This window comes from Nitratireductor indicus C115, assembly GCF_000300515.1.
Lineage (GTDB): Bacteria > Pseudomonadota > Alphaproteobacteria > Rhizobiales > Rhizobiaceae > Nitratireductor > Nitratireductor indicus.
Map to the genome: position 1 here is coordinate 41,072 of NZ_AMSI01000012.1, position 13,576 is coordinate 54,647.

Below are 13,576 nucleotides of genomic sequence, written 5' to 3' on the forward strand. Positions count from 1 at the left end.
GCCAAGTGAAAGAAGAAACCTTGAACGAAGATACGATCAAGAAACCGCGCATCGGCCTGTTTGTAACCTGTCTGGTAGACCTGTTTCGCCCGAGCGTCGGCTTTGCTTCCGTCAGGCTTCTGGAAGAGGCGGGCTGTACGGTCGAGGTGCCGATGGCACAGACCTGTTGCGGACAGCCGGCTTATAATTCGGGCGACCGGGAGGATGCCGCCGCCATCGCACGCCAGACGATCGAGGCTTTCGAGGAGTTCGACTACGTCGTGGCGCCGTCGGGTTCCTGCGCGGGTATGCTGAAGAAGCATTATCCCTCGCTTTTGAAGGGCACTTCTTACGAAAAGCGCGCCGAGGCCTTTTCGGCAAAGGTCCATGAACTCGTCAGCTTTCTCGTCGATGTTCTTGGGGCAACGTCGGTTGCGGCTGCCGGCAAGGGCGGCAGCGTGACCTATCACGATTCCTGCTCGGGCCTGCGTGAACTCGGTATTCGCGAGCAGCCCAGGAAACTCCTGAATTCCATCGAAGGCGTGGAAATCCGCGAGATGGAGAATGCGGATGTGTGTTGCGGTTTCGGCGGCACCTTCTGCGTCAAATACCCCGACATCTCCAACAAGATTGTTGAGGAGAAGACCGCCTGTATCGAGGCGACCGGGGCGCAGACCCTTCTGGCGGGAGATCTCGGCTGCCTGATGAATATGGCGGGAAAGCTGCACCGGCAGGGAAGTCCCATCAAGGTCCGTCACGTGGCGGAGGTTCTTGCCGGCATGGAGGATGACACGCCGGCAATCGGAGGAGGAGGACGCTGATGGAGATTCAGTCTCCGCAGTTCAAGGAGAAGGCGCGCAACGCACTCGCCAACGAGCAGTTGCAGCGCGCCATGGGCAAGGCGAAGACCGGCTTTATCAGCAAGCGTAAAAAATCGGTCGAGGCTCTTCCCGAGTTCGAGGACCTGCGCTCCTCGGCCCGCGCCATCAAGGATCACACGCTCGCCCATCTGGACCTTTACCTCGAGGCTTACGAGGAGAAGGTGAAGGCGTCGGGCGGTCACGTGCATTGGGCTGAAACGGCTGAGGATGCCCGTCAGGCGGTTCTGGCCATCTGCCGGGCCGCCGGCGCGCGTACCGTCACCAAGGGAAAATCCATGATCACCGAGGAAATCGCGCTGAACGATTTCCTCGAAAAGGAAGGCATACGCCCCGTCGAGACCGATCTCGGCGAATACATAATCCAGTTGCGTGGCGAACACCCCAGCCACATCATCGGTCCGGCCCTCCACCTCAACAAGGAGCAGGTGGAAGAGGATTTTCGCCGTGTGCACACGCAACTGCCGGAAGAGCGCGACCTGTCGCAGCCCGAATCCCTTCTGGGCGAGGCGCGTGAGATCCTGCGGCCGCAATATTTCACGGCCGATGTCGGCATCACCGGCGCCAACATGCTCATTGCGGAGACGGGCAGCTCCATCATCGTCACCAATGAAGGCAATGGCGACCTGACCCAGACGCTGCCGCGCATTCACGTCGTTGTGGCATCCATCGAGAAGATCGTGCCAACGCTGGAAGACGCAAGCCAGATCCTGCGCGTTCTGGCACGTTCAGCCACGGGGCAGGATATGAGCGTCTACACGACGCTTTCCACCGGTCCGCGCCGGCCGGGCGATCCCGACGGGCCCGAGGAATATCACGTCATCCTGCTCGACAATGGCCGCTCCTCCATGCTCGGAACGGAGTTCCACGAGATGTTGCGCTGCATTCGCTGCGGCGCCTGCATGAACCATTGCCCCGTCTATCATGCCGTTGGCGGCCATGCTTATGGCTGGGTCTACCCCGGCCCGATGGGGGCTGTTCTGACGCCCTCTCTCGTCGGCGTCGACAAATCGGGGCACCTGCCCAACGCGTCGACCTTCTGCGGTCGTTGCGAATCCGTCTGTCCTATGCAGATTCCCCTGCCGCGCATGATGCGCCATTGGCGAGAGCGCGAATTCGAGAGGGGCCTCAATCCCGCAACGCAGCGCTACGGGCTGGGTTTCTGGGCCTTCTTCGCTCGCAGGCCGCGCCTTTACCGCCTCGCCACATCCCTCGCCATTCCCACATTGTCTGGCCTCGCGGGCCGGCGCGGCTGGTTCCGGTCGCTGCCCCTGGCAGGCGGGTGGACGCGTTACCGTGATTTGCCAGCACCTCAATCGCGCACCTTCATGCAGCAATGGCAGGCGCGCAGTGGAGCGCCTCATGGCCGGGAAGGGGGTGACCGATGAGCGGTCGCAACGCGATACTGGGAAAGCTGCGCGGGGCGCTGGGTGCGGCAGGAGAGAGCGACAGTGCTCGCCGCGCCGCGGTGGAACAGCGCCTTGCCGGTGCTCCGCGCGGTCTGGTGCCCGCCCGCGGTCAACTCGGGGCGAAGGAGCGTGCGGCACTGTTCTGCTCCATGGCGGAAGCGGTGACGGCCACTGTGGAGAGAGTGGGTGCCTCTGGCGATGTGCCGCTTGCCGTCACCCGTTACCTGCGTTCGCGAAATCTCGCCCCTTCCGTTCGCATGGGCGAGGACGAGCGCCTTGCCGGCATGAACTGGGCATCGCAAAGATCGCTTGAGGTGAAGCACGGGCCGGCCGACCGCGAGGACGAGGTTGGCGTCAGCCATGCCTTCGCGGGTGTTGCCGAAACGGGCACCATCGCCATGCTGTCGGGGAAGGAAAATCCGACGACGGTCAATTTCGTGCCGGAGAACCATATCATCGTCGTGGAGGCTGCCGACATTGCCGGCGATCTCGAAACGGTGATTGCGCGCATGCGCGAGAAATTCGGCAAGGGGGCGATGCCGCGCATCCTCAACCTCATCACCGGCCCGTCGCGCTCCGGCGATATCGAACAGACGATGCTGCTTGGTGCGCATGGGCCGCGATCCCTCCATATCATTGTCGTCGGCGAGTGATGGATGGGCCTCGGGGTCTCATATGAGGAGGCCGCGACGCCCGAGGGCATGCGTCTTTATGCGGTGGGCGACGTTCACGGTCGCCATGATCTCATGTCCGCCCTCCATGCCCGCATCATGGAAGAGATCCTACATGACTGCCCGCCGGATTGGCGGATCGTCTATCTTGGCGACTATGTGGACCGTGGGCCGGCGTCGAGTGGCGTGATCGAGCAGTTGACGAGCATGAGCGCGCAGGACCCGCGAGTGATCGCGCTTGCTGGCAACCACGATATCGGGTTCCTCGATTTCCTCTCGGAACCCGATCCTTATGGCCTCTTCGCCATGAATGGCGGCTATGAGACAGCTTTGTCCTATGGCGTGGAGATCGATTTCTCAGATCGCAGCCGCATGATGCCGGGCCACCATGCGCTCGTTGATGCGGTGCCTCAGCGCCATAAGGCCTTTCTGGCAACGCTACCTTTCTCCGCTTCGTTCGGGGACTTCTTCTTTTGCCATGCGGGCATTCGCCCGGGTGTGGCTCTGGAAAATCAGAGCGCGACCGATTTGACGTGGATACGTCGTGAATTTCACGGCTTTTCAGGCCTCCACCCGAAACTGGTGGTGCATGGTCACACGCCCGTGCGCGAACCCGACATCAAGTCAAACCGCATCAATCTGGACACGGGTGCATGGCATACGGGGCGGCTGACGGCGCTCCGTATGGATGGCAGGCAAAAAACGCTTATCGAAGCGCCGATGTGAGGAACTTACTCGGCGGTGGCGGTTATGCCGTAGCCGTCGACGGGATGATGTTCCCCGACCGCTCCTGCGGACAGAAGACGCGCGCCCACCAGTGTGAAAGCAGACACCATAAAGAACAACAGAAACGTTGCACGCGCGACGGTCATGAAGAGAAAGTCCCCTTGGCTGGAATTCGATTTGCCGGTCCCCACCAGCGACGCAGGGCTATAGGCTTAAACAACCTACAGTTAAAGAGACTTATCATCGAATACCCTGATAATTTATGACTGTTGCATTTTTACGAGGCAGTTCCGTGTCGCTTCAAAACCGTGTCGATCCGTTCGGGGCCATCGAGGCCGTTTCCGCCCGTGGGCTGTTCACGGGGAATCGTGGTGTAATCCACAACCCCGACACGAAAACGCTTTTGAAGAGGCGTTGGACGACCAAAACGTGGATCGTCTGCAATTGTTCCTTCCGGGATCGCAGGCGCGACGTCATGGGGCGCAATGCGCGTTCGGGAAACGCGGGATGGACCGAGCTCTTCTTTCTTGATGAGGTCACGGCGCTGGCTGCGGGCCATCGCCCCTGTTTTTACTGCCGGCGCCCGGCTGCGCTGGCGTTCCTGAAGTGCTTTTCCGATGCTTTCCGCATCGACGCTCCGAAAGTGACGGAACTGGACAAACGCCTGCATGAGGAACGGAGAGCTTCCGGCGGAGCGGTCCCCACAATTTCGAACGCGCAACTGGCGGGTTTGCCGGACGGTGCCATGGTCGCTGTGGGCAAGAATGCGTTCGCTCTCCAGGGCGGTCGTGCCTTGCCCTGGAGTTTCGAGACTTACGGCAAGCCGTTGATGCTGACTCAGTTGCCGGCGGAACTGGACCTGCTCACGCCGCCAACCACTGTTGTCGTTCTGCGATCCGGCTACCAGCCGGTCTGGCATCCAAGCGCGACAGGCGCCTGATCGGTAAAAATCAGGCGAATTTTCGCCGCGCATCAAGGGCAAGCCCCGTTCCGACGCTGCCTAGAAGGTCACCCGCCACCATCCGCGCATTCGGCAGGCGCGCGGCCACTGTTCTTTGCAGATAGGGAATGGAGCTGGAGCCGCCCGTCAGGAAGACGGTGTCGATTTCCCCGCCCCCGACGCCTGCCGCCGCAAGCAGGTTTTCGATGGCGTGGGTCAGGCGTTGCATCGGTTCATCCACCACCGCCTCGAAGCCCGAGCGGGTCACAGACACATCGCCGCTGTCGATGAAGCGGGCAAGCCTGATCAACGCCGCGTCCGCGTCCGTGAGATCGATCTTCGCCTGTTCAACTGCGAGCGCCAGCGAATGTCCGCGACGTTCCTCAATGATCTGGATCAACCGGTCGACGAGATCGCGCTGTGCCGCTTCATAGCGGATCTGGCGCAATTCGTTCATCACCTCTCTCGTGTAGAGGGAGTTGATGCGGTGCCAGGTGGCGAGATCGTTGAAGTGTCGCTTCGGCAATTGCCGTTTTCCGTCGGCGGTGAACGATCCCAGTCCCAGATGCGGCATCACCTCTGCAATGCTCAAGAGCCGGTCGAAATCCGTACCGCCGATGTGAACACCGCCATAGGCGAGGATATCGTCGTGCCGATCGGCCTTGCGGGCGCGTTCGGGCGAAACCCGCACGATGGAGAAGTCCGAGGTGCCGCCGCCGATATCGACGATCAGCACTAACTCCTCCCGATCGATACCCTGTTCGTAATCGAGCGCGGCCGCGATGGGTTCGAACTGGAAGGCGATTTCACTGAAGCCCTGCGCCCGCGCGATCTGCTCCAGCATCGCCTGTGCTGCCGCGTCGGCTTCGTCGTCCTCATCGACAAAGCGCACCGGCCTGCCGAAAACGGCGCGTTCTGCGGCTGCCCCTGTCTGCACCTCCAGCTTTTCGCGCAGATGCCCGATGAAATGGCCGAGAATATCCGCAAAGGTCATGAAACGAGCGCGGATCCGCGTCTTCTCATGCATCAGCGACGAGCCCAGAATGCTTTTCAGGGAGCGCATCAGGCGACCTTCCTCACCCTCGACATAGCTGTCGATGGCGCCGCGCCCGAAGCGGACGCCGTCATTCTCGAAGCTGAAGAACAGCGCGCTCGGCAGCGTCACCCGCTCGCCCTCCAGCGGCAGAAGGCGCGCCTGAGCCATATCGCTCACACCAACGGTCGAATTCGACGTGCCAAAGTCGATGCCGCAATAAAGGCTGCTCATGGTTTCTGTCCGATCGGTTGGTCCGGGGCCCTGCGATAGCGCGAAAAAGGAGACGGGCTCCCTTAAACAGGACCCCTGACGCGTCTGGCCGGAAGATTGAAACGAGCGCTGCGTATAAGCGCTGCACGTGACGGGGGCAAGACGAAACCTGACCGTATCGGAAGCTCTTGACGGGCGTGCGTCGATCCCGCATCAGTCCGCCATGCGTGCCAACTACAAACTGCAACGTCTGTTCATAGACGCTCCGCTTGCCGCCGGCTCTCTGGTGGAGACTAGCCGCGAGCAGGCGCATTATCTCGCCAATGTCCTGCGCATGCGCGAGGGCGGTGAGGTGCTGGTGTTCAACGGTCGCGAAGGCGAATGGCATGCCCGTATCGAGGAAGCCGGTCGCAAATCCGTGAAGCTGCGTGTAGCGGACCAGGCGCGGGCGCAGTCGCCTCTGCCCGATCTCGTCTATTGTTTCGCCCCGCTCAAGAAGGGCCGTCTCGATTATCTCGTCCAGAAGGCCGTGGAGATGGGAGCCGGCGTGCTGCAGCCGGTGATTACCCAGCACACCCAGGTCGCCAAACCTGGCATGGATCGGCTGCAAACGAATGCTATGGAGGCGGCTGAGCAATGCGGTATTCTTGCGCTGCCGGAATTGCGTGAACCGGTGAAGCTCGACCGGCTTCTGGCCGGGTGGGAGCCGGAGCGCCGGCTGATCTTCTGCGACGAGGGGGCGGAGAGCGACAATCCATTGCCTGCATTGTCGAAGATTGCCGAAAAGAGGCTGGCCTTGCTGGTCGGCCCTGAAGGTGGATTTTCCGAGGCCGAGCGGGCCACGCTGCATGGCTTGCCCTTCGTGACGGCGATACCCCTTGGGCCTCGAATCCTGCGCGCCGATACGGCTGCCGTTGCCGCTCTCGCCGTCATTCAGGCCGCCATCGGCGACTGGAAATGAAGGCGCGTCAAATTATCTTGAGGCTGGCTTAAAACTTTTCGCTTGAACCTGTTTGGTGGGTTAGGCCATCTGTCGGCCTGAAAATTTGTCAGGAGAACCATCATGGCCCGCGATACCACTGACGAAAGGCCGATCGAAGGGGTCGAAGACCTCATTGCCGATATCGCCAAGGGCTGCAAACCCCGTGAGAAGTGGCGCATTGGCACGGAGCATGAGAAGTTTCCTTTCTATATCGATGGCCATGGTCCGGTTCCCTATGAGGGCGAAAATGGAATCAAGGCAATCCTTGAAGGCATGCAGCGCGTTCTGGGTTGGGACCCGATTGACGATGCAGGCAACATCATCGGTTTAGTGGAGCCGACAGGACAGGGCGCAATTTCGCTGGAGCCGGGCGGGCAGTTCGAGCTTTCCGGCGCGCCGCTCGAAACGCTGCATCAGACCTGCCGCGAGGGGAATGCCCATCTTGCGCAGCTGCGCGAGATCGCAGAGCCGCTCGGCATCCGTTTTCTGGGGCTCGGCGGTAGCCCCAAATGGACACTGGCCGAAACGCCGCGCATGCCCAAGTCGCGTTACCAGATCATGACCGCCTACATGCCCAAGGTGGGCAGCCGCGGCCTGGACATGATGTACCGCACCTGTACGATCCAGGTGAACCTGGATTTCTCCTCCGAGAGCGACATGCGCCGCAAGATGCAGGTGGCGCAGCGGTTGCAGCCGCTTTCTACGGCCCTGTTTGCCAATTCGCCTTTCACCGAAGGCCGCCTCAATGGCTTGCAATCATGGCGGGGTGAAATCTGGCACGATACCGACAATCAGCGCTCGGGGCTCCTGCCGTTCGCATTTTCTCCGGATTTCGGTTTCGCCGACTATGTGGAGTGGGCCCTCGATGTGCCCATGTATTTCATAATCCGCGAGGGGCGCTATCGCGATTGCACAGACATCACCTTCCGCCAGTTCATGGCCGGCGCATTAAAGGACAAGGTGCCTGACGGACTGCCGACCATAGGCGACTGGTCGAACCATCTCTCGACCCTGTTTCCCGATGTGCGCCTGAAGCGGTTCCTGGAAATGCGTGGCGCCGATGGCGGTCCATGGCGCCGCATCTGTGCACTGCCGGCCTTCTGGGTGGGGCTTCTCTATGACGATGAGGCTTTGGACGCCGCCGAGGACCTGACGCGCGACTGGTCCTTCGAGGAGGTGCAGGCCATGCGTGATGCCGTTCCGCGCGAGGGGCTGTCGGCGCGTTTGCGCAATCACGATCTGCGCGAAGTGGCGCGCGAAACCCTGCGCATTTCGCGGATCGGCCTGAAGAACCGTCATCGCATGAACCGCGAAGGCTACGATGAGACGAGCTTCCTCAACCCGCTCGATGAGATCGTGGCCCGCGGAACGACGAGTGCCGAAGAACTGGCCAGTGCATTCAACACACGCTGGGGTGGTTCCATCGAGCCGGTTTTCCTCGAACAGGCCTATTGAGCGCAGGCAGAAGTCCGTCATTTTCGCTACTGCATTCTGGAACGGTCTGCTATCGTCCCGGCCCTGACATTCCGTTGTCCTTGCCCTTACCCTCGAAGGAGAGACCGCATGCTTCCCTTGTTTGAAATGCTCAACAATGCCGGACAGGGGCAGGGCGTCGACAGGCTCGCGAACCAGTTCGGACTTTCCCAGACGCAGGTGCAGGAAGCCATGGAAGCTCTGCTTCCCGCCTTCAGCCAGGGGTTGAAGCGCAATGCAGCCGATCCTTATGACGCCGGCAATTTTCTCTCTGCGCTCGCCTCGGGCCAGCACGCCCGCTACTTCGAGGATGCCACCCGCGCAATGACTCCGGAGGGCATGGCGGAAGGCAATGGCATTTTGGGCCATCTTTTCGGTTCCAAGGATGTGAGCCGTGCCGTTGCAAGCCATGCCGCACAGGCGACGGGCATCAGCGAAAGCGTGTTGAAGCAGATGTTGCCCGCGCTCGCCTCCATGATCATGGGCGGCCTCTTCCAGCAGTCCACAGGGCAGATGCAGGCAGCAAGCCGCCAGCAGGCGCAGGCCGGTGGCGGTGGCATTCTGGGCGACCTGATGGAACAGATGATGCGCCAGATGAACCAGGGTGGCGGACAGACGGCGCAGCCGCGCGGGCGCACGCCCTCGGGCATGAGCCCTTCCGACAATCCACTCGGTCAGATTCTCGAAGGCATGTTCGGTGGGGGTATGGGAGACGCGGCGGGCCGGCAGGCGCCATCCGGCGGTCAGGGCGACAACCCGCTGGGCCAGATTTTCGACGAGTTTCTGAAGAACGCGCAGCCTTCGGGCCGTACTCAGCAGCAACCTCAGCGCCGCGCGCAACCAGAGCCTGAAGTGAACCCGAGCGGCCGCGCCCGCAACCCCTATGACGATCTCTTCGGCCAGATGTTCGAAACGGGCCGCAAGACACGTGACGATTACGAACGCGGTGTGGAGAATATTTTCGAACAGTTCCGCCAGGGCATGGAGCGTCGGCGCTAAAGCATTTTGCAGTCGGGCCAATTTGCCTGGCGTCCGCAAAATGCGGAAAACAAAAGTTAGAGCATTTTGCAGTCAGGCGAATTTGCCTGGCGTCCGCAAAAATGCGGGGAAGACAAGAATCTGAAGCGGTTCAGCGTTTTCTTGAAATGCTGAACCGCTTCAGTTCATTTTGGCCTGAGCAGCGCGTCCATCTCGTGCCGTCTTGCTCGCTTACTGGGTATCCCAAGCGGAAGCGCGCGGTTCGGCGGTTCGTTCGGCAAACAGCTCGCGGGCGGCGTTGATGCCGTTTATCGCTGCCGGCCAACCGCCATAGGCGGCCATCTGGAGAATGACCTCGAGTACCTCACGTTCGCTGGCGCCTGCCGCGAGCGTGTGCTCGATATTCACCTTGAGCTGCGGTCCGGTCTGGCCTCCAATCGCGGTGAGGGCTGCCACGGTGGCCAGCTGACGCGTCTTCAGGTCGAGGCCCTCACGGGCATAGAGCCTTCCATAAGCGGATTCGATCAGCGTTTCGGCAAAGCCCGGCAGATCGGCGTCGTAGCGTTCGGCCAGAACTTCCTCCAGGTCCGGGTTGAGGTTCCGGGCGATAGCGCGGCCCTTTTCCAGCGCGTTCCGTTCGATACTCATTGTCAGTTTCCTTAAGAGTTTCTGGCGCGATCGGCGGCCTGATGGCGCGCTTCGATCTCGACGTAATTGGCAATCTTGTAGTCGAGCAGCTGCATGCAATCGGTCAGCTCCTCGATCCTTTCGCGAACGATCTCGCGCTGGCGTTCCAGCATCTCACGGCGTTCGGCCGACGTGATCTCGCCCTCACGGCGAAGCCGCGCGTATGTTTCCACATCGGCCAGCGGCATGCCCGTGGCCTTCAGCGCCTTGAGAAAATTCAGCCAGCCGAGAATGTCACGGTCGTAGGCGCGGCGACCGCTTTCGCGCCATGGCGGATCGATCAGTCCCATCTTTTCGTAATAGCGCAGCGTGTCGATGCTGAAGCCGCTCAGCCTGGACACTTCACCTATCTTCATGACGTCTTCTCCGATGCGTCCGGCGTGGCGCGAACGCAGGCGAAAGCCGCATCCTCTGCAACAAGGCAAGCCGCAGCTTCAGGCGCGCCGGCCTTCAGGGGCGCTGGGAATGTTTCGATGATGTCGTGCTCTTGCATGTGTGCATCTCCATGATCTGCACACATGCATCTACCGGCTGGAGCGAACTCCAGGTCAAGAGCAAAAATTCATTTTTCGATCAGGGAACGATCAACGTGCCTGCGCCATGCTCGGTGAACAGTTCGAGCAGGACGGAATGCGGCGTCTTTCCGTTCAGGATAACCACGCCTTCCACGCCACGTTCGATGGCCTGGATGCAGGTTTCCACCTTGGGGATCATGCCGCCCGAGATGGTTCCATCCTTGATCAGCGCGCGCGCCTGGGAAACAGTCAGTTCGTCAATGAGGTTCTTGTCTTTGTCGAGCACGCCCGGCACGTCGGTCAGGAAGAGGAGGCGCGTGGCGCGCACCGCACCGGCAATTGCACCGGCAAAGGTGTCTGCATTGATGTTGTAGGTGTGGCCGTCGCGGCCGGGTGCCACGGGCGCCAGAACCGGGATCATCTCGGAATGTGCGAGAAGGTCGAGCAGCGTGCGGTCGACCTCGACCGGCTCTCCCACGAAACCGAGATCGAGCACGCGCTCTATATTGGAATCGGGATCGACCATGGTTTTGTGCGCCTTTTCGGCAAACACCATGTTGCCGTCCTTGCCGCAAAGGCCGATGGCCCATTCGCCCTCGGCATTGATGAGCGCCACGATTTCCTTGTTGATGGAGCCGGCGAGCACCATTTCCACGATCTCGACAGTCTTCTGGTCGGTGACGCGAAGGCCGCCCTCGAACTTGGATTCTATGCCCATCTTCTTCAGCATGGCCGCAATCTGCGGCCCGCCGCCGTGAACGACGATGGGGCTGACGCCGGATTGCTTCAGAAGGGCGATGTCGCGGGCAAAGGCACGGCCGAGCTCGATGTCGCCCATGGCGTGTCCGCCATACTTCACCACAACGGTCTTGTTCTCGTAGCGCTGCATGAAGGGCAGGGCTGCCGAAAGAATCTGTGCCTGAGCCGCCGCCGTTTCCAAAATATCCGTCATCGCCGATCTTCCCCGGGAAAAAGGTCGCGGTTTCATAGAGCATTTTCAAAGCGAGTGAAACGTCCAGAGCCGAACAGGAGACAAAAAAGCAGGCCCCCGGTTGCCGCCGGCAGGCAGCGCCCTATTCTTGCGTCAATCTTCACGGCCGGCGGAACGGCCCTCCTTGAACGCCAGAAGGCAGCGCACGGGCTCAATGACGCCGGACGAGATAACCAAGCTGATTTTCCGGACAGCGCTCAAGGAGCGCGCGGCCTTCGATCTCCTGTATCGCTACACCAGCGCGAAACTTTTTGGCGTCTGTCTTCGTGTCTTGCAGGACAGGGCGGAAGCCGAAGAGGCGTTGCAGGAAATCTATGTGAAGATATGGACCAAGGCCGATCGTTTTGCGGCATCGGACCTCAGCCCGATTTCCTGGCTGGTGGCTGTCGCGCGAAACCATGCGATAGACCGCCTGCGAACCCGTAAGGCCCCTGCAGGCGAGATCGACGAGGCCACCGACATTGCCGACCCGGCACCCGGACCGGAGGCGAGTGCCGTTGCGGCGGGCGAGAAGCGGCGCATCGACATGTGCCTCGATGAGCTGGAAACCGAGCGTGCGAAAGCCGTACGCGGCGCCTATCTTGATGGCGACAGCTATGCCGAACTCGCCGAACGCTTCGGTGTGCCGTTGAACACAATGCGAACCTGGCTGCGCCGCAGCCTTCTTAAACTCAGGGAATGCCTGGAACAATGACGGTAGAGGAACAGAACGGACGGGACGACGATCTCGTCGCTGCCGAATATGTTCTCGGCGTTCTGCCGGCCGAGGAGCGCGCGCAGGTTTCGCGGCGCATCGACGATGATCGGGCCTTCGCCCGGCTGGTGGAGGAATGGGAGGCCCGCCTTGCGCCGATGGCTGAAGGCTTTGCCCCGGTGCCACCACCAGAGACTGTGAAGGCCGCGCTGGATGAACGCCTGTTCGAGACGGCCCATGCGGCGCGGAAACCGGGCCTCTGGGAGAGCCTGGCCTTCTGGCGCGGTGCGGCTGTGGCTGCGCTCCTGGGGCTTGTGATCGTCGGCGGCCTTGCGCTGAACGGATCGGGCTGGCGGCCAGGCGAACAGGATAGCAGGCTGCGTTTCGTCGCCTCGCTCACCCATGACGATAGCGATGTGCGCTATCTCGCCGTTTATGACGACGCGACACGCGACGTCGCGCTCTCGCATGTTTCGGGGGAGCGGCCGCAAGGGCGCGATTTCGAACTCTGGGCAATCGAGGGCGACGAGCCCCCCATATCACTCGGCGTTATTCCCTCAGGCGCCAGCGTTCATATCTCGCTCAGTGGCGCGCTGGGCGAGGCGTTGCGGCGCGGCGCGGTCTTCGCCATCACCGCGGAACCCCTTGGCGGTTCGCCTTCGGGCGCTCCCACGGGGCCGGTCGTTGCTGCAGGTGATCTCAGGGATATCTGATTGTCTTTCATTCCCGCGAAAAAAAGTTCGCGGGCCCTGAAACTCTGCTGCGCACAGGCTCGTAACTCCCCGTGTTCCCTCAAGGGCCGGCCATTCAAGGCGGCTCGTAACGAACCAAGGAGTTTAAACATGCGTAAGATCACCGCTTCGCTTCTCGCCGGCTCGCTCGCTCTCGCCTTCACCGGCGCTGCCCTTGCCGAAAACCCGATGGTCGGCGGCGCCGCGATGTATGCCAACAAGAACATCGTGGAGAACGCGGTCAACTCCAAGGACCACACCACTCTTGTCGCTGCCGTGAAGGCTGCAGGCCTCGTGGACACGCTGTCCGGCAAGGGGCCTTTCACGGTTTTCGCTCCCACCAATGAAGCCTTCGAGAAGCTGCCGGCGGGCACGGTCGACACCTTGCTCAAGCCGGAAAACAAGGATCAGCTCACCAAGGTGCTGACCTGTCATGTGGTGGCGGCGGATGCCATGTCATCCGCAATCGCCAAGATGATTGCCGACGACAATGGCGACCATCCGGTCAAGACCGTTGGCGGTTGCACGCTGCAGGCAAAGATGGATGGCGACAAGATCACGCTGACCGATGAGAACGGCAATGTCGCCACGGTGACCATCGCCGATGTGGAGCAATCCAACGGCGTGATCCACGTTATCGACACGGTTCTCCTGCCCAAGGCCTGATCGCGGCTTG

At 61.3% G+C, this 13,576-nt stretch carries 17 protein-coding genes; 11 read left to right on the forward strand and 6 right to left on the reverse strand.

Annotation, left to right across the window (positions count from 1 at the left end; genetic code table 11):
- The first annotated feature begins 20 nt into the window (after positions 1-20).
- From NA8A_RS16755 to NA8A_RS16770, 4 genes are read left to right on the forward strand one after another with little or no spacing between them, the layout of a single operon-like run.
- Positions 21-800, forward strand: a complete 780-nt coding sequence (locus NA8A_RS16755; protein WP_009451547.1) for a (Fe-S)-binding protein — start codon at positions 21-23, stop codon at positions 798-800.
- Positions 800-2,245 (forward strand): LutB/LldF family L-lactate oxidation iron-sulfur protein, encoded by a 1,446-nt coding sequence (locus NA8A_RS16760; RefSeq protein WP_009451548.1) that lies wholly within the window; start codon positions 800-802, stop codon positions 2,243-2,245. The genes NA8A_RS16755 and NA8A_RS16760 overlap by 1 nt, the downstream gene beginning before the upstream one ends.
- Entirely contained in the window at positions 2,242-2,919 is a 678-nt protein-coding gene (locus NA8A_RS16765) for a LutC/YkgG family protein (protein WP_009451549.1), read from the forward strand. Before NA8A_RS16760 ends, NA8A_RS16765 begins: the two co-directional genes overlap by 4 nt.
- 3 nt (positions 2,920-2,922) lie before the next feature.
- Positions 2,923-3,663: a metallophosphoesterase family protein gene (locus NA8A_RS16770; RefSeq protein WP_009451550.1), complete on the forward strand. Its 741-nt coding sequence runs from the start codon at positions 2,923-2,925 to the stop codon at positions 3,661-3,663.
- A gap of 5 nt (positions 3,664-3,668) precedes the next feature.
- On the opposite strand, the gene NA8A_RS24930 is transcribed toward NA8A_RS16770, so the two are convergent.
- Complete coding sequence (locus tag NA8A_RS24930) at positions 3,669-3,809, reverse strand: hypothetical protein (protein ID WP_086006174.1); 141 nt, start codon at positions 3,807-3,809, stop codon at positions 3,669-3,671.
- A 146-nt stretch (positions 3,810-3,955) separates the two neighbouring features.
- Between NA8A_RS24930 and NA8A_RS16775 the strand changes: the two genes are divergently transcribed.
- Entirely contained in the window at positions 3,956-4,603 is a 648-nt protein-coding gene (locus NA8A_RS16775) for a hypothetical protein (RefSeq protein ID WP_009451551.1), read from the forward strand.
- A 10-nt stretch (positions 4,604-4,613) separates the two neighbouring features.
- Here NA8A_RS16775 and NA8A_RS16780 read toward each other — a convergent pair whose 3' ends face one another.
- Positions 4,614-5,870, reverse strand: a complete 1,257-nt coding sequence (locus tag NA8A_RS16780) for an Hsp70 family protein (RefSeq protein WP_009451552.1) — start codon at positions 5,868-5,870, stop codon at positions 4,614-4,616.
- Positions 5,871-6,072: 202 nt separating this feature from the next.
- Here NA8A_RS16780 and NA8A_RS16785 point away from each other — a divergent pair, with 202 nt between their 5' ends.
- The 3 genes from NA8A_RS16785 (at position 6,073) to NA8A_RS16795 (ending at position 9,303) form a co-directional block, all read left to right on the forward strand.
- Complete coding sequence (locus tag NA8A_RS16785; protein WP_009451553.1) at positions 6,073-6,810, forward strand: 16S rRNA (uracil(1498)-N(3))-methyltransferase; 738 nt, start codon at positions 6,073-6,075, stop codon at positions 6,808-6,810.
- A 102-nt stretch (positions 6,811-6,912) separates the two neighbouring features.
- Positions 6,913-8,286, forward strand: coding sequence for a glutamate--cysteine ligase (locus NA8A_RS16790; protein ID WP_009451554.1), 1,374 nt, complete (start codon positions 6,913-6,915; stop codon positions 8,284-8,286).
- 108 nt (positions 8,287-8,394) lie between these two features.
- Positions 8,395-9,303 carry a DUF937 domain-containing protein gene (locus tag NA8A_RS16795; protein WP_009451555.1) on the forward strand — a complete coding sequence of 303 codons (909 nt, stop codon included), beginning with the start codon at positions 8,395-8,397 and terminating at the stop codon, positions 9,301-9,303.
- 210 nt (positions 9,304-9,513) lie between these two features.
- On the opposite strand, the gene NA8A_RS16800 is transcribed toward NA8A_RS16795, so the two are convergent.
- The 4 genes from NA8A_RS16800 to argB form a co-directional block, all read right to left on the reverse strand.
- Complete coding sequence (locus NA8A_RS16800; protein WP_009451556.1) at positions 9,514-9,930, reverse strand: carboxymuconolactone decarboxylase family protein; 417 nt, start codon at positions 9,928-9,930, stop codon at positions 9,514-9,516.
- 11 nt (positions 9,931-9,941) lie between these two features.
- A complete protein-coding gene (locus NA8A_RS16805) occupies positions 9,942-10,325 on the reverse strand; it encodes a MerR family transcriptional regulator (protein ID WP_009451557.1) in 384 nt (127 codons plus the stop codon).
- Entirely contained in the window at positions 10,322-10,462 is a 141-nt protein-coding gene (locus NA8A_RS25140; RefSeq protein ID WP_157174149.1) for a hypothetical protein, read from the reverse strand. The genes NA8A_RS16805 and NA8A_RS25140 overlap by 4 nt, the downstream gene beginning before the upstream one ends.
- Before the next feature lie 80 nt (positions 10,463-10,542).
- A complete protein-coding gene (gene argB / locus NA8A_RS16810; protein ID WP_009451558.1) occupies positions 10,543-11,436 on the reverse strand; it encodes an acetylglutamate kinase in 894 nt (297 codons plus the stop codon).
- Between the two features lie 193 nt (positions 11,437-11,629).
- Between argB and NA8A_RS16815 the strand changes: the two genes are divergently transcribed.
- The 3 genes from NA8A_RS16815 to NA8A_RS16825 all read left to right on the forward strand — a co-directional run bounded on the left by NA8A_RS16815 (position 11,630) and on the right by NA8A_RS16825 (position 13,566).
- A complete protein-coding gene (locus NA8A_RS16815; protein WP_009451559.1) occupies positions 11,630-12,169 on the forward strand; it encodes a sigma-70 family RNA polymerase sigma factor in 540 nt (179 codons plus the stop codon).
- Positions 12,166-12,882 (forward strand): anti-sigma factor, encoded by a 717-nt coding sequence (locus NA8A_RS16820; protein WP_009451560.1) that lies wholly within the window; start codon positions 12,166-12,168, stop codon positions 12,880-12,882. Before NA8A_RS16815 ends, NA8A_RS16820 begins: the two co-directional genes overlap by 4 nt.
- 129 nt (positions 12,883-13,011) lie before the next feature.
- The gene (locus NA8A_RS16825; RefSeq protein WP_009451561.1) at positions 13,012-13,566 is read left to right on the forward strand and encodes a fasciclin domain-containing protein; all 555 of its coding nucleotides are present in this window, start codon (positions 13,012-13,014) and stop codon (positions 13,564-13,566) included.
- The last annotated feature ends 10 nt before the right edge of the window (positions 13,567-13,576 follow it).

Bases quoted from the DNA above. Each gene is read 5' to 3' on its own strand.
- NA8A_RS16760 (WP_009451548.1), top strand. From the start codon at position 800: ATGGAGATTCAGTCTCCGCAGTTCAAGGAGAAGGCGCGCAACGCACTC.
- NA8A_RS16765 (WP_009451549.1), top strand. From the start codon at position 2,242: ATGAGCGGTCGCAACGCGATACTGGGAAAGCTGCGCGGGGCGCTGGGT.
- NA8A_RS16770 (WP_009451550.1), top strand. From the start codon at position 2,923: ATGGGCCTCGGGGTCTCATATGAGGAGGCCGCGACGCCCGAGGGCATG.
- NA8A_RS24930 (WP_086006174.1), bottom strand. From the start codon at position 3,809: ATGACCGTCGCGCGTGCAACGTTTCTGTTGTTCTTTATGGTGTCTGCT.
- NA8A_RS16780 (WP_009451552.1), bottom strand. From the start codon at position 5,870: ATGAGCAGCCTTTATTGCGGCATCGACTTTGGCACGTCGAATTCGACC.
- NA8A_RS16785 (WP_009451553.1), top strand. From the start codon at position 6,073: ATGCGTGCCAACTACAAACTGCAACGTCTGTTCATAGACGCTCCGCTT.
- NA8A_RS16790 (WP_009451554.1), top strand. From the start codon at position 6,913: ATGGCCCGCGATACCACTGACGAAAGGCCGATCGAAGGGGTCGAAGAC.
- NA8A_RS16795 (WP_009451555.1), top strand. From the start codon at position 8,395: ATGCTTCCCTTGTTTGAAATGCTCAACAATGCCGGACAGGGGCAGGGC.
- NA8A_RS16800 (WP_009451556.1), bottom strand. From the start codon at position 9,930: ATGAGTATCGAACGGAACGCGCTGGAAAAGGGCCGCGCTATCGCCCGG.
- NA8A_RS16805 (WP_009451557.1), bottom strand. From the start codon at position 10,325: ATGAAGATAGGTGAAGTGTCCAGGCTGAGCGGCTTCAGCATCGACACG.
- NA8A_RS25140 (WP_157174149.1), bottom strand. From the start codon at position 10,462: ATGCAAGAGCACGACATCATCGAAACATTCCCAGCGCCCCTGAAGGCC.
- argB (WP_009451558.1), bottom strand. From the start codon at position 11,436: ATGACGGATATTTTGGAAACGGCGGCGGCTCAGGCACAGATTCTTTCG.
- NA8A_RS16815 (WP_009451559.1), top strand. From the start codon at position 11,630: ATGACGCCGGACGAGATAACCAAGCTGATTTTCCGGACAGCGCTCAAG.
- NA8A_RS16820 (WP_009451560.1), top strand. From the start codon at position 12,166: ATGACGGTAGAGGAACAGAACGGACGGGACGACGATCTCGTCGCTGCC.
- NA8A_RS16825 (WP_009451561.1), top strand. From the start codon at position 13,012: ATGCGTAAGATCACCGCTTCGCTTCTCGCCGGCTCGCTCGCTCTCGCC.